14 protein-coding genes are annotated in these 22,664 nt (G+C 71.8%); 4 read left to right on the plus strand and 10 right to left on the minus strand.

The annotated features are described in order from the left end of the window. Window positions 1–75: 75 nt before the first annotated feature. The 4 genes from MXD61_RS12870 to MXD61_RS12885 form a co-directional block, all read right to left on the minus strand. Complete coding sequence (locus tag MXD61_RS12870; protein WP_248813197.1) at window positions 76–1,236, minus strand: ABC transporter substrate-binding protein; 1,161 nt, start codon at window positions 1,234–1,236, stop codon at window positions 76–78. A gap of 366 nt (window positions 1,237–1,602) precedes the next feature. Further along, window positions 1,603–2,502: an SDR family NAD(P)-dependent oxidoreductase gene (locus MXD61_RS12875; RefSeq protein WP_248813219.1), complete on the minus strand. Its 900-nt coding sequence runs from the start codon at window positions 2,500–2,502 to the stop codon at window positions 1,603–1,605. Between the two features lie 108 nt (window positions 2,503–2,610). Then, entirely contained in the window at window positions 2,611–3,525 is a 915-nt protein-coding gene (locus MXD61_RS12880) for an LLM class F420-dependent oxidoreductase (protein WP_248813220.1), read from the minus strand. Between the two features lie 160 nt (window positions 3,526–3,685). Then, window positions 3,686–4,348: a TetR/AcrR family transcriptional regulator gene (locus tag MXD61_RS12885; RefSeq protein ID WP_248813200.1), complete on the minus strand. Its 663-nt coding sequence runs from the start codon at window positions 4,346–4,348 to the stop codon at window positions 3,686–3,688. 133 nt (window positions 4,349–4,481) lie between these two features. Here MXD61_RS12885 and MXD61_RS12890 point away from each other — a divergent pair, with 133 nt between their 5' ends. The 3 genes from MXD61_RS12890 (at window position 4,482) to MXD61_RS12900 (ending at window position 9,681) form a co-directional block, all read left to right on the plus strand. After that, window positions 4,482–5,726: a cytochrome P450 gene (locus tag MXD61_RS12890; RefSeq protein WP_248813201.1), complete on the plus strand. Its 1,245-nt coding sequence runs from the start codon at window positions 4,482–4,484 to the stop codon at window positions 5,724–5,726. A gap of 315 nt (window positions 5,727–6,041) precedes the next feature. Next, a complete protein-coding gene (locus MXD61_RS12895; RefSeq protein ID WP_248813203.1) occupies window positions 6,042–7,748 on the plus strand; it encodes a diguanylate cyclase in 1,707 nt (568 codons plus the stop codon). A 292-nt stretch (window positions 7,749–8,040) separates the two neighbouring features. Then, a complete protein-coding gene (locus tag MXD61_RS12900) occupies window positions 8,041–9,681 on the plus strand; it encodes a DMT family transporter (protein WP_248813204.1) in 1,641 nt (546 codons plus the stop codon). A gap of 19 nt (window positions 9,682–9,700) precedes the next feature. On the opposite strand, the gene MXD61_RS28070 is transcribed toward MXD61_RS12900, so the two are convergent. Continuing rightward, window positions 9,701–13,840, minus strand: coding sequence for a LysM peptidoglycan-binding domain-containing protein (locus tag MXD61_RS28070; RefSeq protein ID WP_308222742.1), 4,140 nt, complete (start codon window positions 13,838–13,840; stop codon window positions 9,701–9,703). Window positions 13,841–14,370: 530 nt separating this feature from the next. Beyond that, window positions 14,371–14,982 carry a 30S ribosomal protein S4 gene (rpsD, locus tag MXD61_RS12910; protein WP_248813205.1) on the minus strand — a complete coding sequence of 204 codons (612 nt, stop codon included), beginning with the start codon at window positions 14,980–14,982 and terminating at the stop codon, window positions 14,371–14,373. 119 nt (window positions 14,983–15,101) lie between these two features. On the opposite strand from rpsD, the gene MXD61_RS12915 reads away from it, so the two are divergent. After that, entirely contained in the window at window positions 15,102–15,698 is a 597-nt protein-coding gene (locus tag MXD61_RS12915; protein ID WP_248813206.1) for a hypothetical protein, read from the plus strand. Between the two features lie 18 nt (window positions 15,699–15,716). Here MXD61_RS12915 and MXD61_RS12920 read toward each other — a convergent pair whose 3' ends face one another. From MXD61_RS12920 to MXD61_RS12935, 4 genes are all read right to left on the minus strand, one after another. Further along, window positions 15,717–16,001 (minus strand): hypothetical protein, encoded by a 285-nt coding sequence (locus tag MXD61_RS12920; RefSeq protein WP_248813207.1) that lies wholly within the window; start codon window positions 15,999–16,001, stop codon window positions 15,717–15,719. Window positions 16,002–16,102: 101 nt separating this feature from the next. Then, window positions 16,103–16,372 (minus strand): pyrophosphorylase, encoded by a 270-nt coding sequence (locus tag MXD61_RS12925; protein ID WP_163548176.1) that lies wholly within the window; start codon window positions 16,370–16,372, stop codon window positions 16,103–16,105. 11 nt (window positions 16,373–16,383) lie between these two features. Beyond that, the gene (locus MXD61_RS12930) at window positions 16,384–21,051 is read right to left on the minus strand and encodes an FtsK/SpoIIIE domain-containing protein (RefSeq protein WP_248813208.1); all 4,668 of its coding nucleotides are present in this window, start codon (window positions 21,049–21,051) and stop codon (window positions 16,384–16,386) included. Window positions 21,052–22,010: 959 nt separating this feature from the next. Further along, window positions 22,011–22,664, minus strand: a 654-nt coding sequence (locus tag MXD61_RS12935) for a glycosyl hydrolase (RefSeq protein WP_285223250.1), incomplete at its 5' end; no start/stop codon positions are given.

Below are 22,664 nucleotides of genomic sequence, written 5' to 3' on the forward strand. Positions count from 1 at the left end.
TCCGATTCAGGCACAGGGCATGCTCGTCCCGGGCCGGGAGGTCCCTGTGGACCCCCCGGCCCGAAACGACGGCGGTCAGCTGCTGGTCGCGCAGGTGGGTTTCGTGTCGTTCGGCGCGCCGAGCTTGCCGTCACGCAGACTGATCTCGAACCAGCAGTTGATCTGGTGCCCCTTGCCGGCCTCGAAGGTCAGCGGTGCGGCCTGACCATCGAGGGTCTCGCCCCTGAGGGCGTGCAGGCCGCTCAGCACCTGCTCGGAGGTCGGCGTGGAGCCGCCAGCACCGAGCCCACCGGCCTTGGCGGCCGCCCCGAACAACTGGCCGGAGAGCCAGCCCAGCGGTACGCCCTGGCTGTAGAGGAGCTTGTCGTCACGCAGCCCGGGGGAGTACTTGTCCAGCGCGGCGTTCATGGTCCGCAGCGCCGGTGTGTCCAGGAAGAACGGCAGGCTCGAGGCCGGGGCCACCAGGTTCTCCTTCAGCCCGGCGAGGGTCTCGTAGCGCTTGCCGATGGTGTCGCCGCTGACCACGTAGACCGGATGGTAGTTCTGCTGCGCGCAGTTGGCCGCGACCTTCTCGGCGACGGCCGAGACGTGCGCGATGAACAGCGCCTCGATCTTCTTGTCCCGGGCGGCGATGCACTGTGCCGTGTAGTTCGGCGCGGTGGCGGAGATCTCGGCGGCGTAGCTGACCGGCAGGCCCAGGCCCTCGCCGACCTTCTTCAGCGGTTCGAGGCCTTCCTGGCACTGCACCGCCTCGGCGCAGTAGAAGATGCCGAAGCTCTTCGCGTCGGCTTCCTGCGCGGACCGCAGGACGCTGGTGAACAGCGAGTTCTCGGTCAGGCCCGGGGGGAAGAAATACGGATTGGTGTACGACGGGGTGGTCGTCACCTGGGCGCCGACGACGGGGATCCTGGCGTCCTGGACAAGCTTGGCCCACGTCTGGTCGACATTGGTCAGGTCGACGATGGCCACGACCTTCTTGGAGATCAGGGTGCGGGCGGCCGTCGCGGACTTGCCAGGCGTCCCGGAGTCGTCCAGAAGGGTGAGTTCGATGGGGTGGCCGTTGACGCCACCGGCCGCGTTGGTGCTGGCGACCCAGGCCTTGTAGGCCTCGGCCGGTCCCTTAATGCTGAGCGTTCCAGAACACGTACAGATGGCACCGATCTTGATGGGTGATCCAGTGGCCGTCGAGGTGCCACCGTCAGTGGAACCGCTGGAGGAACAGGCGGCAGCGGCCACTATGACGGCCGTGGCGACACCGACGGCCCGGAGTAAACCGCGTAATGTGCCCATCACCGAATTCAACGTCCTCTCACATGCACGGTCATGCCGCCGCCCGGGAGGCGCCCGGCCCGCATGTCGCGGGAGTGGGCGCATTTCCTGGCGGGCTCGGCAAACTAGCCGAAATTGATGACGGCCGAGTGAGGATAGCGCTGTGTCAATGTCGACGTCAACCTCGATGTCGTAACCCGGGTGGGAATCCCCGCTGGCCACCTGAACCCTGTGGCTATGCGCTGTGACCCCGTTCACATCGGGTAACTGAACAAAGATAAGTAACCCGAATTCCGGAACATATGTCCATTTTGTGAATTCCGGTGGCGCCGGCTACTCGGGCCGCGCCGCCGCCGCATCGGTTTCCCGCTGGGTCGCGGCGAGCGTGTCCAGCAGGTAGGTCGGGGCGTGGTTCGCCCACCCCTGGGCGGGCCAGTTGAACCAGCCCGAGGACGCGAAGGTCCCGCCGTCCACGTGCAGGGTGGTGCCGGTGATGTAGCTGGACAGCCCGGAGGCGAGAAACACCGCGGCGTTCGCGATGTCGCCGATCAGCCCAGCCCGTCCCATCGGAATGGCGATCGGCAGGCCGGCCGGATCGGACATGCCCGTGCGTTGTCCGCCGGCCGCCCGCTCCAGCGCCGGCGTGGGGGTGAAGTCCGGGGCGATGCTGTTCACCCGGATGCGCTCGGGGGCGAGTTCGACCGCGAGGGTGCGGCCGAACTGCTCGACGCCGGCCTTGGCCGCCGAGTAGACGGCGAAGCCGGGCGCGGCCCGGTGCGCCTCGATGGTCGAGACGGTGATGATGCTGCCGCCGCGCCCACCGGCGCGCATCCGCGGCACCGCGAGCTTGCAGGCGTGCAGGACGTGCAGGAGGTTCGTGCGGATCAGGGCGTTCCAGGCGTTCGGACCGGTGTCCATGAACGAGGCCTGGAACGTACCGCCGACCACGTTGACCAGGGTGTCCAGCCGGCCGAACCGCTCGTCCACCGCGGTGAACAGCGCGGCGAGGGTGTCCGGGTCACGGGCGTCGCCCCGCACGGCGATGATGTCGTGGCCGGCGGCCTCGAGCGCGGCCCGTGTCCGCTCGACGGCCTCCCCGTCGATGTCGAGCAGGGCGACCCGTACGCCGTTGGCCGCCAGATCGGCGGAGATTCCGCCGCCGAGTCCACCGGCACCCCCGGTCACCACCGCGACGGTGCCCTCGAGTCCGCCGCGCTGCTCGAACCAGCCCATGCCCACGCCTTCCATCCTGGCCGGCCGCCCCCAGCCGGGACGGCCGAGCACCGTGTCGCCGACGGGATCGCCCGCTCGGCCGCCCGTCGCGTCAGCTCCGCTGACCGGTCACACCGTGAGATAGGTGGAACCGAAGGCCTCGACGAACTCGAGGGTCTGCGCCGGTGTCCGGGTGGGGCGGGCGATCACCAGCCAGGTGACCCCCGCCTTCTCGAGTGCCGCGAACGCCTCGCGATGACGGTCCGCGTCCACCGTGGGGTCCTGCTCCAGACTCGCCATGGCCGCGTCGGTGTACGCGTAGGCGACGTCGAGCGGTCCGCGTCCGGCGTCGCCCGCCTGCGTGCGCACCTCGGCGATGAGCTCGGCCAGATGCGCGTCGGAGCTGATGTTCGTGGTCTGGGCGGTCTGGCTCAGCTGCGGGGAACCGGCCATGGGCATCCAGCCCTGCGCCCGGTGGGCGACCCGGCGGCGCGCGGCCCGGGAGTTGCCGCCGATCCAGATCGGGATCGGGTCCTGCACCGGCCGCGGGAGGGCGATGACGTCGCGGGCGTTGAAGTGCCGACCGGCATAGCTGAACGGCTGCCCGCTCCAGTGCAGCGGCAGAACGTCCAGGACCTCGTCGAACAGCTCCCCACGCTCGGCCAGGTCGACACCGAGGGCGAAGTACTCGGACTTCTGGTAGCCCGCACCGAGCCCCAGGATGAACCGCCCGCCGGACAGCTTGTCGACGGTCGCGGCCGCCTTGGCCAGCAGGAACGGGTTGCGGTACGGCGCGACCGACAGATAGGTCAACAGCCGCAGTCGCTCGGTGGCCGAGGCGACGTACCCGAACGCGACGAACGGGTCGAGGCTCTGATGCCCACCGTTGGACAACCACCTGGCCCCGGGCACGGGATGCTCGGTCAGCGACAGCGCGTCGAACCCCGCCCGCTCCGCCGTGACGGCCACCTCCCGCAGGTCGCCCGCGTCGAGCATGTCGCCCTCCGGGCCATGCCTGTCGGGGTAGTGGAAGACGAAGCGCAGCGCCATGACCCCTCGATCCCAGGTTCGTCCGGTAGTTCCTGGTAGCGAAGTTGACGCTAGTCACACGCACATCCACCGGCAACCGTCCTCGGCGCCCACGGCCGGCATGCTCAGAGCCGGCATGGTCAGAGCCGGCATGGTCAGAGCCAGCATGGTCAGGTCAGCCGGGAGGCGACGCACCCGTGAGAGCGGCCCACGCGGGGTCGCCGGGCCTGGGGGCGCTCGGTGCGGTGACCGCGGGGGCGATCCAACGCCACAGGAACTCGCGCAGCTGTGGACCGGTTCGCGCCGGGTCGGGCGGGTCGATCGTCATCGACTGCAACAGCCGTAGCAGCAGCTCGGCGAGCTCGTCCAGACGGCGATCGTCGTAGCCGGCGGCGGTCCAGTCGACGTGTGAGCGCGAGATCAGCGCGCGCAGCAGCTTGCGCGACACCGGCGAGGTGACCCCGCGACTGAACGCCTCGGTGTGCCCGGCCGCCAGCGCCAGGGTCAGGTACGGCTTCGTGGGCAGCCACTCGATCGTCGTCGCCAGCGCCTCGACCGCCCACAGCGCCGGGAGCTCGATCGGCAGCAGATGCCCGGCGAGCTCGTCGGTGAACGAGTCGACCGACGCCCGGCCGACGGCGGTGAACAGCCCGGCGGCGCTGGGGTAGTACCGGTACACGGTCTGGCGGATGACGCCGAGCTCCGCCGCGACGTCGGACAGGGTGCACGCGCGCGGACCGATCCGGTCGACACAACGGATCGCCGCCTCGATGATGCGCGCGCGGGCCTCGTCCTCATCGGCGGGTGGTCGCCCAGCCCAGCCTCGTCGCTTCGCCATGAGATGTAATCATACAAAGTTATCTGATATGTATTATTGCACTGGATGCGGGTCGGGTGGTGCGTTCCGGTTGGCGCCTCCCAGGTGTCTGGCCTCGAGTCCATCTGGTCCGAGTCGCGCGTAGGAGGCCCATATGTCTGGATCTGTTTCCGTCGCTCCGCTGGTGTCCAGCAGGGAGTTCTGGGGGCAGCCGGCCGCCGGGCGTGCCGCGCACTTCGCCGAGCTCCGCCGCGACGCGCCGATCGTGCACTGCGAACCCAGCGCCTTCAGCATGGCGCCGCAGCAAGGCGGCTTCTGGGCGGTCACCCGCCACCGGGATGTCCAGCTCATCAGCCGCCGCCCGGATCTGTTCCGCTCCGGCGCGGGTGTCGGGATCGGCGAGCTGCCGCCGGAGTTCCTCGAGCTCAACGCGTCCTTCCTGGTGATGGACCCGCCGCGGCACACCGCTTTGCGTAAGATCGTCAGTGGTGCGTTCACGCCCCGTCAGGTCGGTCGCCTGGAAGCGGCGATCACCGCGAAGGCGCACGACATCGTGGACGAGTTCGTCGAACGTGGCGGCGGCGACGTCGTGGCCGAGCTGTCCACGACGCTTCCGCTGTGGACGATCTCGACGATGATGGGCGTGCCGGAGTCGATGCGCGAGGAGTTCCGCTCGGCGGCGGAGGGGCAGATCGCGGCCCAGGACCCCGACTTCAGCGTCCCTGGCAAGGAGAGCTCCAGCGTCGCCCTCGAGTCGGCGCAGACCCTGCATCGACTGGCCGCGGAACTGGTCGCCGACCGCCGTAGGAACCCCGGCGACGACATCCTCTCGATGCTGCTCGAGGCCGAGTTCGAGGGCGCGCCGATCGACGACACGACCGTACGCTGCATCTTCGTCCTGTTCGCCACCGCGGGAAACGACACCACCCGCACCAGCACCAGCCAGGGGATGCGGCTGTTCGCCGAGCATCCCGACCAGTGGCAGCGGCTGCTGGACGACCCGTCGCTGCTCGGCACGGCGATCGAGGAGATCGTGCGCTACTCCAGCCCGGTCATCCACTTCCGCCGGACGGCGACGCAGGACACCGAGCTCGGTGGGGTGGCGATCGCGGCCGGCGAACCGGTGGTCATGTTCTACGAGTCGGCGAACCACGACGAGAGCGTCTTCGCCCAGCCGGCTCAGTTCGACATCGGTCGGGACCCCAATCCGCATGTCGGCTTCGGCGGCGGCGGCCCCCACTTCTGCCTGGGCGTGAGCCTCGCCCGAAGGCAGCTGCGTTCGCTGTTCGGCCGGCTCGTCGAACGCGTCGGCGGGATCGAGGCCGGCCCGGCTGATTTTCTTACCAGCAATTTCGTGAACGGCGTCAAGCGCCTGCCGGCCACTGTCACCGCTCGCTGAGGAGGTCGCGGGTCGGGCGCCGTGCCGGCACCTGACCCGCGTGTTCCCTCGGCCCGTCGCCGGGATCGAACCGGACTGGCTGGGCTGGTCTGGGCCGGTCGCCCGAAATCCCGCTGAAATCCATGCTTTTCACGACGCGCGCAAAACATCCGTCCGTCCCGAATCCGCGCCGTGGACGGGTCGTGCAACCCGGGTTAGCCTGGGAGCGTCGGGAAAGAAAGGATCAAGACGGTCAGATATGCGGGAAAGCCACGCCCGATGATGTATCGCCAGGCGCCAGCGGAGGCAGTCCGCGAGGAGGCTGGTGCTTCTCCTGTGGGCAAGGTGGCGCTGGAGCGGGCGCGCAGGCAGTTCTTCGAGGGTGACGCGGTCGAGCCGGTCGGTGTCCGGGATGTCATCCGGCAGTCCTGGGCGCGGGCGCGTGAGCTGGCGGTGCCGCTGGAGGACCCGGTGGTCCGTTTTCTCGAGGTCGACTCCGACAGTCTGCTCGAGCGCGCCGCCCGCCCCGTGCTGCACACCGTGTTGGACCGGCTGCCCGATGTCGCCCTCATCAGCGCGCTGGCCGGCCCGGACGCGCTGCTGCGACTGCGCTTCGGCGGCGACCCCACGTTCGTCCGGCTGCTGACGGATCAGGGCGCGTTCCTCCAGGGGTACGACTTCTCCGAGTCCGTCGTCGGCACCAACGGGATAGGCACCGCACTGGCGATCGGCCGTCCGGTGATGGTCGACGGCGGCGAGCACTACGTCGAAGGCGCGGACACGGTCTCCTGCGCCGCCGCACCCATCCGCGACCCCGTCTCGGGCGCGATCGTCGGCGCCGTCAACTTCACCTGCCCGTCCCGGGACAGCAGCCCGCTGCTGCTCGCGATGACCACCTCGGCCGCCGCCCAGATCGAGCGGGAACTGCTCACCACGGCGAGCCATGCCGATCTCGCGGCGCTGCGCAGCCAGACCGACCCGGCGGCGCAGCGCGCCCTGGCCCTGGTCGAACAGCGGCGATCCGCGCTGCGGGAACACCTGCACCGGGTGTCGATGGCCGCGACCTCGATCGACGTCTGCTCCCTGCTCGCCCAGATCATGCATGTCGCCAGGCGGCTGTTTCCCTTCGACGCGGTGTGGGCGATGCGCCGGGTCGGTGACGCCCCGCTGCGCGTCGTCGCGGTGGACGGCGACGTCGCCCCCGGCGCGGTCGGCGCCGTCGTGCCCGAGGAGACGGCGATGATGCTCGACCACGCCGCCCAGGGCGACCTTGGTCGGGCCGGTCCCCAGCGGATGTCGAGGCGGCCGCTCGCCGGTATGCCCACCGGTATTCGACCGTTGCCCGGGCAGCAGCGCCTGATCCGCCGTTGGATCGTGGCCGCCGCACCACCGGGAGCGCCGTCGCCGGCCGGCTCCTCGTCCCAGACCGTGCTGGTGGTGGCGAGCGACCTGGCCCTGCCCGGCGGCCCGGGGCAGCGGGGGCTCAGCCGTGACCTGCTGACCGAGATCGCGTTCGCCTGCGACACCGCCTGCCGGTTCGAGGAGGTCACCCGGCTGGCGGTCAGTGACCCGCTGACCGGCCTGCCCAACCGCCGCCGTTTCCTCGAACTCGCGGCGCAGACGTTCGACCGATGTCGCTCCTCCGGGCAGCCACTGGCCACGTTCATGGTCGACATCGACCGTTTCAAACGCGTCAACGACACCTACGGCCACCGGGTCGGCGACCTGGTCCTCGTGCGGGTGGCCGCCTGCATCCAGGCTGTGCTGCGTTCGGGTGACATCGTCGGCCGGATCGGCGGTGAGGAGATCGCGGTGGTCACCGTCGCGACCCCGCCGGACGCGATGGCACTGGCCGAACGGCTGCGCCGGGCCGTGGCCGGCGCCGGGCTGGAGTCCGATGACGGACCGCGGGCGGTCACCGTGAGCCTCGGCGTCGCCTGCCTCGAGGAACGGGACCACCGCCTGTCCGACCTGCTCGACCGGGCCGACCGGGCCCTGTACGCGGCCAAGGCCGCCGGTCGCGACCGCGTCGTCGGAGACTGATCCCGCCGACCTCCGCCAGCTTCCCCTCGGCCCCCCGAACCCCCCGGTCTCCGGTGGGTTCCTCATGGGTGGAATGTGGTGGGAAGTCGACCCGCCGGTGGGGAGGACGCTGTCGGATGTGACACTGGAAGTCCTTAACGCCCAGTTGGGTACAGACGATCGTTGAGTGCCCAACATCCGGCAGCAGACATGACACCCTGTGGGGCAACCAGCCCGCGGGCGGCTGGGGCGCACCGCTGTAAGCGGTGCGACGATCACCGCCTACGGGCCTATGGGATGGGATCGAGCAGGCGTGGCCACCTATCTGCTGGGCCTTTCCGCCGCGGTCTGTTTCGGCGTCGCCGCCGTACTACAGCAGCGGGTGGCCTTCCGTGCGCCGCCGGGCGACGTCCTGCGGCTGCGGCTGTTGTGGTGGCTGGTGCGCCGGCCCGCCTGGGTGTTCGGCATCGCCATCGGCGGAGCGGGCAGCATGCTCTCCGCCGCCGCGCTGACCAGCGGCGCGGTCGCCCTGGTCGAACCGCTGCAGATCTGCCAGCTCCTGTTCGCCCTGCCGTTGGCCGCGTTGCTCGCCCGCCGGGTGGTGCCCCGCCGGGACTGGGCCGCCGCGGCGGCCACGGCCGCCGGCCTCGCGGTGTTCATCGCCGCGGGCCGCCCCGATTCGGGGGACATCCAACACGCCACCTCCACCGGCTGGCTCATCACCCTCACCTTCGTGTGCGTCGTGCTGGTCGCCGCGACCTGGGGTACCCGCGCCCAGCCCGCGGTGCGGCGCGCACCCCTGCTCGCCGGCGCCGCGGGTCTGCTCTCCGCGTTGCAGGCCGCCCTGGTCAGCGGAGCCGGGCAGCTGTTGACCTCCGGTGGGATCGGCGGGCTGGCCCGCTCCTGGTTTCCGTGGGTCGTCGCGGTCGTCGCGGTGCTCAGCGCGGTGCTGTCGCAGAGCGCCTACGGGATGGCTCCGCTACCGGCGTCGCTGCCGGCCTCGGTCAGCGTGGAGCCGCTCGCCGGCGTCGCCCTTGGCGTGGGCCTGCTCGGCGGTGGTCTGCGGCTGACGCCGTGGGCCGTGGCCGCGGAGCTTCTCGGCCTCGCGGTGATGACCCTGGGCGTGCGGACCCTGGCCCGCTCGCCGCTGATCACCGGCCAGATCTCCCGCCTGGCCGCCCGGCAGGCGCAGGGTCGGCTGTCCCGGCTGGAGGAACAGGTCCACCACGACCTGGAACGGCTACGGCATGACCTGCGAGGCAGCCGGGCGGTGGGACCGACCGGCCCGGCGGTCCGCCGGCTGCGTCGGCGCCTGAACCGCGACCTGGACCGCATCGGAGAGGAACTCGCGAGCCTCGCCGACGAGCGGGACCGCTTCGAGGAGCAGCTTCGTCCCACCGGTCGCCGAGCCCGGACCGTCGTCGCCGCGGCCCGACCAGCCGGATCAGCCCGAGGGACCCGAGCGGCGCGGGCGAGTGCGGGCCGCCCGGCGGTCCGCACCAGTGGACGGCCCACGCAGAACGTGACCGGCAGGCTGACCGCCACCGGTGGCACACCCGGCCCGGCCGCGGTGACGGGTACCGGTGGCCCGACAGGACGGGGCACGCCCACTGGTCGGCGTCCCGTCGGTGCCCCCTCGGTCGGGACGACGCCGCCCGCCCACGCGGCTCGGGCCCCGCTGGCCCACCCGCATCGCGGCGACGAGGTCATGGTGCCGACGCAGGGCGCCGGGCGGCCACGGTCGGTATCCGCCGAGGCGTCCGCCGGGCCTGGGATCGGAGCTGGGCCCAGGCCCGGCGAACAGCGCAGCCTCCTGGGAGACGACGGGATCGCGCTGGACGTCCTGCTCGCGGCCCGGCGTGACCTGGACGCACGCGCTGAGGAGCTGCGCCGGCAGGCCGAACGTCTGCGCCGCGCCACCCGTCGGGTCCTCGCCCAGGACGCCGCCATCTGATTCCCGATGGCGGCTCGGGTCACTGCCGGGCGCGTCGGTAACCGGGAAGCAGGGTCTGGACGAGGCCGTCCGTCTCCGCTTCGGCCCGTCCACCGCGTCGGGTGCCGGCGGTGCCGATCGTCCGGTACATCTCGGTGACCACCGCCTCGAGCGTGCGACGGTCACCGCGGGCAGCCACCGTCCGCAGCAGGTCACGCCACAGCACCTGAGCGGTCGGCACGGCGCGCAGCCCGGTCCGGCAGGCGGCCATCGCTGTCATCGTGTCGCCGAAGTCGAGGGTGAGCCCGGCCAGTCGATGCGCGACGTCGATGACGCCCTCCCGGGTACCGCGCGCGATCGGGCCGGCGGTGACCCACCGGTACCGCCCGTCCGGAAGGTTCGTCCACAGCGGGCCGCTCACCATGCGCAACGCCGTGGTCAGATCGGCCTCGGTGTCACTGCCCGGCAGGGCGGCCCGGTGGGTGTAGGCGACGAACAGCTCCCAGTCACAGCGCACGTCCGGGCTCAGCCGCCAGCGTCCCTGGGCGTCCGCGGCGAGGCGGGGTGCCCCGGCCGCGTCGACGCCCAGCCACCGTCCGGCACGGGCCAGCATGGCTGGTAAGGCCGCGGGGCCAGGCTGGGACGGTACGACCTCGGTGAAGGAGATCTCCTGCGTGAGGGTGCGTTCGTTCGCGCCCTCACGGTGCAGCGCGAGATACACGATGAGCTCGGTCAGCAGCTCCGTATCCACCACCGGTGGCCTGCCCGGAGCCTCCACGGTGGGTACACCGAGCACCCGCACCTGGGCCTCGCCGGTGGCCGGTGGCTCCTCGGGTACCGGCACCGCGGGTACCGCCGACGCAGTGGGCATCATGGGCATCGCGGATATCGGTGGCGGCGGGGGCCACAGCGGCGAGGCCGGGGGTGGCGGCGGGGGCCCCCCCCCCCGGGGGGGGCCGGGGGGGGGGGGGGCCCCCCGGGGGGGGGGGGGGGGGGGGGGGGGGGGGGGGGGGGGTGCCGCGGGCGTGGCGCTGGGTGCGCCCGCTGCCGCCTCGCTGGGCGGCAGGATCGAGGGACGCGGGGGTGGTGAGATCCGCGGTGGCGCCGGAACCTGAGCTGGCGCCGGTGCCGGAGCGTGCTCCGGGGTGCGCGCGGCGTCCCGGCTGGCCCGCATCCCGGGAGTCTCGTAGAAGTGGACGGGTGGGACCCGCGGCATGTCCGTCGGGCGGATCAGCGGGTCTGCCAGGTGGAACTGCTCCGTGGGCTGCTCGGCGGGGGACACCGGAACCGCCGGGGACGGGGGAGCAGGTGGTGGGCGCTGGCCGTCCGCCGGCGGTCGGGTCCCGTCCGGGTCGAACGCACCGGCGGCGGGCGCGGGCATCGAGAGCGCAGCCGGCGGAGCTGGCTGGGGCACCGGGGGAACAGGTTGAAGGGCTGGAGGAGCCGGCCGGGGAGCCGATGTCGCCGCGGGACCGGCGGGGGGCGGTGGTGGCATCCAGGGCAGGAGGCCGGGTATCGAGCCCTGCGCCGGTGGGCGGGTGATCTCGTCGGCCGGCAGCGGTACCGGCAGCGGTACCGGAGTCGGCGCGGGTATCGACACCAGCGCGGTCTGCGAGCTCATCGGGCCAGGGCCGGCGGCGTCGGTGGGGCGGAACAGGTCTGCGACCGCGAGGTACTCCGCCGGCCAGAGGGCCTGGGCCCGGACATCGACGCCGAGCACACCCAGGGACAGTCGGCGGTTCGCGTCCACCGTGAACCGCCACTGCGCGATGGGTGTGTCGCCGATGGTGAGCACACCGATGGCGTGTCGACGTCCCCGGGCCATCCGGCGCAGCCGTTCGGAGCTGGCCGAATCCACCGGTTCGGCGAGGATCAGCAGGTCTGGGGCGAGCGCATCCGGGTTTCCGGGGATGCGTTGACCCGCCTCCAACGGAAAGTCCGCGTCGCCGAGCTGAGCGGCTGGTTCCTCGTCGTCGGGTCCTGACAGCTCGTCCAACGCCCGCGCCACGCTGTCGGCCGTCCACAGCCGGTCCGGTGCGATGGCCAGCAGTTCGTTGACGGCGACCTCCGGCGGAAAGCCGATGAGGCAGACCCTCAGGTCGTCGGACCAGATGTTGGTGGCCAGTTCCAGCGCGACAGTGATCGCCACCTGAAGAGCCACCGGCCGGTCGCCGAGCAGGCTGATGACGCCCGGGGCGCCCTCGAGGTCCACCAGGATGCGCGAGCCGGAATCGTCGTGACCGAAGGTGACCAGGGCTGGGTAGGGCGCCGGCATCTCGGCCGCGTCCAGGTCCGCCTCGCTGGGCTGGTCCGGGTCGCCGATCAGCGCGACGGACCGGTCGATCCACCATGATCCGGGCCCGTCGGCGGCGAACCAGGGCGGCGGCGGGTTCGGCTCGGCGGGCGCCATGTGCAGGACCAGCATCTGGTCGGTGAGGATGGCGGCGTAGACCGGGGGGAGCAGGCGCTGCTGCGCCGTGAGACTGACGGCGAGGGCTCGCAGCGCCCGGTCGACGAAGTGCGCGGCCTCGCGGTCGGCTGCCAGCACCAGGGCGTCCTCGGCCGGATTCGACGCCGACGCGTCGGCCCCTGATGCGGTGCGCCGGTGGGCCAGCGCCGCGAGAACACCGGCGGCGAGCAGACCGGCCGCGGCCACCCCGACGAACTCCTGCGCCGGAACCAGCGCGGCGGCCGTCAGCGGTCGATCGACGTGACCGCCGTGATCCTCGGCCACCCGCATCTCGCGGCTCTGGGCGAAGCCACGCTCACCACGGTCCTCGTGGTGGGACTCGCCGACGGTGGAACGGTCGTGGTCACCGCCGGGATAATCGTCCCCGTCGTCGTCCCCGTCGTCCTCGTCGTACTCGTCGGCCGGGTCAACGTTGCGGCCGACGTCCGCGGGCCAGCCGCCGGTGATCTGCGACATGCGTAGCACGCGTAGTCCGTCGCCCTGGGCGTCCGCCGGCAGCAGCAGAACCCAGCCGGCATGGATGAGCGAGGGCTTGGACAGGGTGCGGCCGTCCGGCTGGGTGCGGCCCTCATTGAGATCGAAGATCTCCCGGTACCGCAGGCCGTCACCGAGAAAGCGCTGAGCGATGCCCCACAGCGTGTCGTGGTGGCGCCCCCCGGCCGGACGCACCTCGTAGAGCTTGACGACCCGCTCGCCGGGCACGAGCCCCTGGTGGTCGTCCACGATCGGACTGGTCAGCTCCGGGCGACCGGGCCCGGCGTTCGCCCCGATGCCGGCGCCGTCGAAGGCGCCCGCGCCGTGATCGGGCAGCTCAGCGGCCGGTGCGTCGCCTGACCACGGCCGGGTCGCAGCGGCCGGGGCGGCATCGTCGATGTCGTCGATGTCATCGATGTCGTCGGCATCGTAGGTGTCGTAGGTGTCGTAGGTGTCATCGGCATCGTAGGTGTCATCGGCGCCGACATTGACATCGTCATTGGCGTGGACGTCGGGATCGATGCCGTGGCCGGGGCCGGCGGGGCCGAGCCACGCGGGCGCCTCGTTCGGCGGCGTGCCACCGGGACGCGGGGGAACGGGCGGCGGATCGTGGGGACCGGGCAGCAGACCAGGACGCTGCGACCGGAGCTCGACCTCGCCTGTCGCCGCCGACCGTGGGTGCCACGGCGCCTGCCCGGGCTGTCCGGCCTGCCCGGCCGGCGCGAGCTGCGGTGCGGCAGCCTGCTGGCCTGGCCCGAACGCGGCCGGCGCAGCACTCGGCTGGGGAGCCGCGGGCGGCAACGGATAGCTGGCCGGACGCGGCCGGGCACCGCTTGCCTGGCTGTACGTCACGGGTACGACCAGGGCGGTCGTACCCGACAGCAGCAGGGTGGTGACCACCAGCCGGCGGGCGACGGCCTGTGGAACACCGCCGCACGGTATGCGGGGTGCGAGCGCGCTGCCCCGCACCTCGGCGCGCCATTCCGCGTACAGGCAGGCGAGGAAGTGCACCCAGGCCGCCCACAGCAGCAGCGACACGACGGCCCGCGCGATCGGCCCGGTGCCGCCGCCCTGACCGACCGGCGGGCCGAGCAGCACGATGAGCAGCACCGGCACGCCCACCACCGCGAGGACAATGGCCGTGATCGCCGCTGCCGCCTGGAGCCGCTGCCGGGCACGTACCTGCGGGTCGACGGCGGGCAGTGACTGTCGGGACGGCACCCCGCCGGCGCCCACGGACCGGTCGTCCGGCGCCGGACCGCCCGGTGGTGGCGTTGCCGGCGGCGGAGCCGACGAAAACGAGGTGGTCGACATGGATCGCCCCCGATCAGGTACAGGGCCGGGCGGACGAGCGTGCCGGGCGGCGGTCGCCAGGAAGCCGCGGGGCACGCCACGTGGCGCTCATGCTAGGTCGGCCAGCCCGGCATCCGGTGCGAAACGCGCGTTCTTCGGCCGTCCTGTGACGATCGACCGCAATTGCCCAGGGGGCGGACACGAAGGGCTCCGAGTGCACGCCGGCCTCCTCGCAGGCTGCGTCCACCGGTGCCGGTCGGTGTCGGTCAGTTCCGGGCGGACAAACCCGCTGTGACCGTATCAGTGCGGTCGCGCTGCGGGAGCGACGGGGTGACGGATATGGCGGTATGAACGCACGATGGGCAGCTGTTCCAGGGGTGGCGGATGTCCGGACCTGGCCCTTCTCGCTCCGCGTAACCGTCCTTGTCGATCGGACGGTCGGTGTTGGCGGGGGTGTCGGTGTGGGCGGGGGTTCAGCGGGCGAGGTACTCCACCACGAGCTGCTCGTCGCAGGCGACGGGGATCTCGCAGCGTCGGGGTCGACGGCTGACGATCACTGCGAGGTCGTGGTGACGGACCTCCAGATGGGGCGGTGTGGTGACGGCCGCGGCTGGTGCCGGCTCGTCGGAGAGCATCCGGAAGGCGGGGATGGCGCGGCTGCGGGTCGTGACGGTCACCGTGTCGCCGGGCTGGACGAGCTGACCCGGTCGTTCCACGCGCTGTCCGTTGAGCTGGATGTGGCCGTGCAGGACGAACTGACGGGCCTGGTGGATGGTTCGGGCCAGGCCGGAGCGCCAGACCGTCGCGTCAAGCCGGGTCTCCAGGCTCTCGAGCAGAGCCGGTCCTGGCGGTCCGCCGCGACGCACCGCCTCCTGGAGCGCGGCGCGCAGCTGCCGATCGTTGATCCGGTACAGCAGGCACAGCTGCTGCTTCTCGCGCAGGCGTTCCCGGTAGGGGCTCACCTGGGACGGTCGCGGCTCGTGGCCGAAGCCGGCCGGCGTGTGCCGGTTGCGGTGGCGCGTGCTGGTGTCGACGCGGGACAGGCCAGGTTTCCGACTCAGCGTGATCACGGACTGGTGGCGCATTTCCGTCTCCTCCGTTAAGTTAGGCAAACCTAAGTGGTTGGCTCAACTATAGGTCGAGACGGAGGCCTCGGATGGCGGAGCAGCGGCGACGCGGCGGTACAGGCGCGGTCGAAGCGGCTATGGCGTTGATCGCAAACGCGCCTTATGCCAGCCTGGCGGGGTGGGACGGCCGCGTCGCCCATGGTCTGCGCTTCACCACCGAAGTGGTGCCGTCACCTTCGAGCGCACCCAGCGATCCCGTGACCGCTCCCTGGCTGGGCTCGGGTGTCTCGCCGGCCCATCCCGTCGCCGGCTCGAGCGCGTCGAGGGAACGGGAGATCGAGACGGAGTCGCCGACCGTCCCGGACATCGCCGGCCGGCTGACGCCCACCGTCGGCGCCCGGGTGGTGCTGCTGGCCCCGCGCACGTTCGTGGCCGGTCTCGCCCAGCGGGAACTCGCCGCGCGGCTGAACCTGTGCGGGTGGGCACCGGACACCCGCCGCTGGGTCTCGGTGGCCTTCGGCGGCTGGGTGTCCCTGCTGTCCAGCGCGGACCGGCATGTCGCGGCCGTCCATTTCGCACAACGGCACCCGACGGATGATCTGCTGGATCTGGACGCCGGCTGGGCGCTGCTGCAGATGGATGTCGGCGAGGTGGTCGTGCGTACCAACCGGGAATGCCTGCAGCTTGGCCGGATGGGGGCGATCGGGCTGCTCCTGCCCGTCCTGCGCGGCTGACCGGGGCGGGTGCGCGGCTCATCCGGCGTTCTGGATCTCGTTCTGGATCTCGGCGAGCCGGGCGCGCAGCTGGTCGAGCTGGGCGTGCAGATCCGTCAGGGTGCGTTCGTAACCAGGCCAGATGTTCGTTCGGAAGTCGGTCGCGGCCCGGCCGTCCCAGCTTTCGGGATCGGTGAGGCTTCTGGCGATCGAACGCAGCTCGTCGAAATGGCCCAGCAGGGGGCCGTTGACGATCGAAGCGAGATCGGAGACGGCGGCTACCGCTTCCGGAGTACTACGGACGGTGACGTCAATCGAGGTCATGGTCGCTCCTCGGATGCTCGGCGCGGGTTGGACCCACGCGGCGGCGGATGACACGGGGAAGGCGGGACGGGTCGCGGGAGGGCACCGATCCGGCCAGGCGATCAGCTGCCGGCTTCGGCGGTCCTGCGGTTGATCTCGGCGATGCCATGCGCGAGCTCGGTCAGGTTCAGGTGCAGGTCGGTCAGCGCACGCTGCACCTCCGGCCAGATCTGGCCCCGAAAGAGCTGCGCCTTGGGCCCCTCCCAGTTGCGTGGATCGGCCAGCGTGGAGCCGTGACCGATCAGGTCCGTGGCCGTGCGCTGCAACTCGGGCAACGTCTGGCTCATCCGGGACGCGGCCTGCATGGCGGTCGGGGTGGTGACGGTCCGCATACGGTTTCCCTTCAGGTCGGGGGCGGATGCCCACCAGGGGGAGACGAGTCGTCGGGGCCGGCGATCTGGACGGGTAGCAGCCGGCCGTGCTGGACGAGCAGCCCGCGGCCGGGCGGGCTGGGACCGGACCGGGCCCGCGGGAACCGGACGCCGAGCAGATCACCGTCGGTGGTTCGCCGCGGCGCCAGCAGCAGCCCGTGCCCTTCTCGGCGAAGGTCGACCGCGAACCCCCGGTACTGGAGCAGCAGATCCTCGGTCAGCCCGGCCAGCAGGAACGGCCCGGTGCTGCCCCGGCCGTGCCGCCAGTGCTCCGCGAGGGCGCCGGCCACCGGCTCCGCTACCAGTTCGGCGTCGTCCACCAGCACCGCCACCGGGCGACCAGCCGGCTGCCCGAGCGCCCACGGTGGCCCGCACGTGCGCTGCGGCCCGCTCGGATCCCGCAGTTCGGCGTCGGAGAGGACGGTCACTCCCGGCTGGCCGCGCAGGTCACGCAGCGGCGAGGGCCGCGGCGCCACCACCACCATCGCCACCGCGCGGGCCAGCAGGACCAGCGCGAAGGTCATCAGGACCGAACTGCGCCCGGACCGCGGTGGGCCGCCGATGACGAACCCGGGGTTACCAGCAAGATCGACGGTGATGACGTCGAGGTCGTCACCGCCGACCCCGAGCGGTACCGCGGCCAGCGGCTCCGGCCGGCCGGGCGCCGCCGCGACCAGCTGGGCCCGGGTGATCCGCTCCGGCAGCGCCTCGACGCGCAGGGGTGCGGGCCAGGCGGAGCCGCTGTCGGTGCGGTGCCCGCGGCGAGCGATCGCGCGTAGCGCGGCCACCTGCGCACGCCCGGCCGGATCCGGATCGAGCAGGCCCACCTGCACCTCGACCGGATCGGGAAACCGGCCGCCCACCACGACACCCCGGCCCGGCGGCTGGTCCTGGGGAAGGTCCGCCACCGGGATGCCGGCGAGAGCGGCGTCCGCGGGATCCGTCATGCGCAGCACGAGCCGTTCGGGCACGAGAGCGGCGAACCGTCCGGTCAGACCTCTACGGTCCGCGGTGAGAACCACCGTGACGCCGGCCGCCGGCCCTTCCCGCAGCAGGTGCAGCAGAAGATCGACGGTGTCGCCGCCGTCGAGATCCTCGAAGTCGCTCAGAAAGCCCTCCAGCCCGTCGACGAGCACGACCAGGTAGGGGGGTGCGGTGTGGGCCTCGCCCAGCCGGCGTGCCTCGCGCAGGTCCGCGGCGCCCTCGGCGGCGAACTGGCGGCGTCGCCCGTCGACGAGGTCCGTCAGCCGCCGCAGGAGCCGGCTGACCCGGTCGAGGTCGCCGCGGTCGACCACGGCACCGGTGTGCGGCAGATCCGCCAGACCGCGCAGCGCGGCACCCCCGAAATCAAGGCCGTACAGGTGGACGTCGCGCGGGGACAACGTGGCGCCGATCGAACCGGCGATGGCGCGCAGCACCGTCGAACGACCCGATCGAGGCGCGCCCACGACCAGCAGGTGACCACCGTTCTCGACATCGGTCGTGAACGGCAGTTGCAGTTGTCGGGCGCAGTGGTCGGCCAGCCCGACGTGCACCGCAGGGAGAGCCGCCGCCGCAGCCCTGGCCTCCGGGCCCGGCCGGACGCCGTGGCGCGACTGCGACTGGGCGGATGGCAGGGGGAGGGTGAGCCGTTGCGGGAGCGGTGCGAGCCAGGGGCTGCGCGGCGTGGGAATCCGCAGGCCCTCGGCGGCCAGGCGCACGGCTCGGGCCAGGACCGTCAGATCGGTGGGGCCGGTCGCCCGATCATCGGATCGGGCGGGACCACCCGCTCCGATGGCACCGCTCGCTCCGGCGGCACCGGCCGAATCCGGGCGGGCGCGTTCACCGGGGCGGGCATCGCCGTGACCGCGCCAGGGCCAGGGCAGCTCGACGATCTCGGGTGCGGGCAGGCCGACTCCCGGTCCTCGCCCGGCGGCGTCGGACCGCCCGGCGATGTCGCCGACCCAGGCGGTCTGCACGAGGTGCACCCGCCCAGGACCGGTCCGGATCACCGCCCGGCCCGGCGTGGCCCGGCCGATCAGGGCCGCATCGGGCCGGCCCACCACGTCGTCGCTCTCGTGCGCGTCCGTGACCCGCAGGGCGATCCGCAGGTTGGTGTTGGCCCGGATCTCGGGTGAGACCACGCCACTCGGTCGTTGCGTGGCCAGCAGCAGATGCAGACCCAGCGACCGGCCGCGCTGTGCCAGGTTGACCAGACCGGCCACGAAGTCGGGCAGTTCACGGGCCAGCGTCGCGAACTCGTCGACGACGAGCACCAGACGGGGTGGAACCACGCCGGTGGCCAGCCGGCCGGGCTGGCGGGCCAGGGCGTCGAGGTCCTTGGCCGCGTACTCGGCCAGCAACGTCTCGCGCCGGCGCAGTTCGGCCGCCAGCGACGTCAACGCACGGCGGACCAGATGTGGATCAAGATCGGTGACCAGACCCACGGTGTGGGGCAGGGTCGCGCACTCGGCGAACGCGGCACCGCCCTTGTAGTCGACCAGTACGAACACCAGCTCGTCGGGCCGGTAGGTCGCCGCGTGCGCGATGATGATCGTCTGTAGCAGTTCCGACTTGCCCGCACCGGTGGTCCCGGCGATGAGGCCGTGCGGGCCGTCCTCGGGCAGACTCAGCCTGAAGGTCTCCCCACCGGCGACGCCGATGGGGACGGACCCGATCCGACCCAGCCCGATCTGACCTGGTCTCATCTGACCCGGTCTGATCTGACCCGGCGCGGTCGGCTCGGACCGGCCGCGGGCCCAGCGACGCTGGATCGCCGCCACCGACACCTGGGCGAGGCCGTCCAGGTTCACCAGGTGCACCCGGGTTGGCAGAGCGCCCTCGTCGGCGTCGGTGTCACGCAGCGGCGCGAGGGCCCGTGCGGTGGACTCGCACCAACGGATCGTGCCGGCGAGCTCGCCCGACCCTGCCGGCACACCGACCGGCCCGACCAGGTCGGACCGCACGTCGGCGGTCGTCGGGCCCTGATCCAGCCGAAGGACCAGGCGATCTTCGGTCGCCTCGACGACGGCTCGGCACTGCGCGGGCAGATGACGGCTCTCCCGTTCGAGACACACCAGGACAACGCCCGCCGCCGGCCCCGCGTGCAGCAGCGCACGCAGCCCAGGCACCGTGTGCAGCGCCCGGGCGCCGTCCAGGATGACCAGGACCTCCGGGCCCGGGCGGGTCTGGCCCGCCGGAAGGTCGCCGCGCCCCTCGGCGAGCGAACGCAGCTCACGCACCAAGGAGACGCAGGCCTCACGTCCCACGGCGAACCGCAGCGTCGCCGCGCCGACACTGGCACCGTTGCCGGCCGCGGCGGTGGCATCAGCCCGGTGGCAGTGCGGCAGCCAGCGAATCCACGACCAGGCCGGCGCGTCGGCGGGCTCCGCGACCAGCACCCAGATGGCCAGGTCCGCTGGGCTGTGCAGGACCGCTGCCTGCGCGACCAGCCACGAGCCGAGCGCGCGGGTCGCCGGATCCGCTCCGGCCAGACCGGCGACTCCCAGCGACGCCATCTCGAGCAGCGCGGGCAGAGGTGCGCGCAGCCGTACCGCGGGTTCGCCCGCGGCGGCACCGGCGATCTCCACCAGGCTGGGCTGCGTGGCGACGCCCAGTCGAAGGTGGAGATAGTCCGGGTCGTCGCGGCGGCGGCGCCACAGCCGTTCGTCCTGGTGCCAGGCGGTGGTGAACAGCTCCGCTGGGCCGGGATGGTCGGCGTGTCGGCGTTCCTGCTCCGCACGCAGCGCCGCCCGCGCCGCCCGGTTGATCTCGGCAGTGCCGCGCCGGTGGGCCTGCTGCTCCCGGCGGTAGGTGCGGCTGTCCCGACGACGGGAGCTCAGGACGGATGCCACCATGCTGACCGGTCCGAGCGCGGCGAACATCAGCAGCGTGGGCGAGTCCAGCACCAACGCCACCGCGGCGGCCGCCAGCATCGGCAGCACGGCGGCGATGACGGGGATCGGTGCTGGTCGCGGTCGGGTGGGCGCGGCGGGTAGCCGAAAGCTGCGGACCTCCTGCCGCGGACGGATGCGTGGCGCCCGATGCACACCCGTCGAACCGGTGCCGTCGGCCCGCGCGCGGGGTGCCAGAGCCTGGGCCTGGGCCCGGGGTCGGACCAGGCGCAGGGTGCAGGCCGAGGACTCGATCGTGGCGAGGACCGAGCCTTGCGGCTCACCGCGGCTGGGGTAGGTGACGCGAACCTGGTGATGTGGACGTACCTGGCAACCGCCATCGGGGGTGACCCGTACGACGGCGAGCGGCCGCGCTCCCGGATCGTTCAGCCTGACCAGGCCGAGTGGTGTGCTGCCGAGGCGATGTTCGCCGATCGCCAGCGGATGGATGACACCGGCGCCGATACCGGCGCTCACCTCGAGATCGACCAGACCCGTTCCCGGGGCCCGGTGGGGAGCCGGCGCTCCCAGCACCAGTACGGCGCCATCCCGCAACGGCGACGCGCCAAGGCGCTGCGCCGGATCGAGTGGCCAGGGATGGCTGGTGAGGGTCAGACGTGGACAGGCGACCGCCCCGGCCGGTGCGAGGCGCAGCACGGTGCTGAGAGCGTGGGCCAGTTCGCGTAGCGGAGTGCGAGCATCGGCGCGCAGCAGAACATCGACCGGACGCCCCTGGTGGGCGTCGACAGCGGTGAACGCGATCTGCATGTGCCGGACAGTACGACCAGAAAAGCCGGCCTGGCCAGCGCCTGCGACGCCCTGTGTATGAACTCGAAGGAATGGTCGTAAGAATGCGGCTGAACGCGACCGAAGAAGCGTGTCACTCGGTGGAATCAGCCGCTTGGTCCGGACGGTTTCGGCGTGCCCGGCAGCGACCGGGCCGGAGCGAGGGAACCCCGGCGCTGCCCGTGGCCGTGCACGTCAACTGGCCTGTCAGGGCAACGGTTCGGCCGGGTCGGACCAGGGCGACCGCGGGCGCGTGGCCGGTGCCTGAGCCGCACGACGGCCCCGGAAAATGTCGGTGCATTCGAGTACGCTTGAAAACGGCCGCACCGCGCATTTCCATGCGGCCTTCGAGTAGCCGTCCCAGGGTCACTGACCTGGGCGAACACCGCCAGTAAACCCCCCGGTGGCGTAGGGGAAAACCCATCGTCGGCCAGCATGGAGGCCAGCGATTCCAGCGCAGGAACCGACGACGATAACGGTGCGGCGGGCATGACACCGCAGGGATCAGGACGGCCTGGGAACCTCCATGATCACCCAGGTGTCATGCCCGTCCTGTTTTCGAGCTCCCGCCCCAGCCGAACCCCACACCCCAACCCCGCCGGAAATACTCAGATTCACCCAAAAGCCGCTGTCCGGCAAACTTACCGGCGCCCTGGGGGCAGCTGATCCGGGGAGCCGCAGTACTCGCCGAGAACTGGGCGAAGATGGCTGACCAACAGTGATCGAGTCGGTTGGATGCGAGGTTTCCGTCGTAGGCCAGAGCGGTCGGGCGACGACGCCAGATACCTCACCAGGTGGAAACGGTGTGCATCCCTATGATGCCGCTGCCGATACCTGGGCCCGGAGCTGGCTGCTCTCTGGGCCCAGGTATCAGCATTGCCGGGTGGGGGTGATGGCGCGGAGGACCCAAGCGGCCCCGCACCATCGCCGCCGCTGTCAGATCATATGCGGCTCCACAGTTCTCGGTATCGCACGGCGGACTTGGGGTTGAAGAAGACACAGGTCGCGCTCGGAGCGGCGTTCAGGTTCGAACCGACGTTCCCAGGAGCGCAGACATTGAAGTACATCTCGTCCACGAACGTCCCCCCGCCGGCCCTGGCGCGGAACCAGTCGTACATCCAGCTGATGAAATCGGGGTTGTCTCCTCCGCCGTTCGCGCCGGAGCCTGAGGCGACTCCCCATTCATCGACTCCGAACTGCTTGCCATGGCTGCGGGCGAAGTTGTAGAGCCAGGTGATACCGCCCTGGGCGTTCGCCTGCGCGGTGAAATCGGCGAAGGTGCGCGAGGCGGGGTACTGGTCGTAGTTGTCGATACCAACCTTATCGACCCACTGGTCGCCGGGGTAGAAGTCCAGCGGGTTGTGGCTCGGCGGGTTCTGGGAGTAATGGGCATTGAGCGTCCAGGACATGACCGGGTCCGGGGTCGCCGTCGATCTGATCGCGGTGACGATGTGGCGCCAGCAGTTGATGTAGGCGGTGGGATTGGTCGCGGACCACTCGTACCAGTTGCCGTTGGCTTCCCAGGCGAGGCGGATGATGGAGTTCTGCCGCCCGGTGGTGTTGAGGGTGTTGCCGAAGGTGCGCCAGTAGGAGTC

Source organism: Frankia sp. AgPm24 (assembly GCF_023243055.1).
In the GTDB taxonomy this organism is placed as follows: Bacteria; Actinomycetota; Actinomycetes; order Frankiales; family Frankiaceae; genus Frankia; species Frankia umida.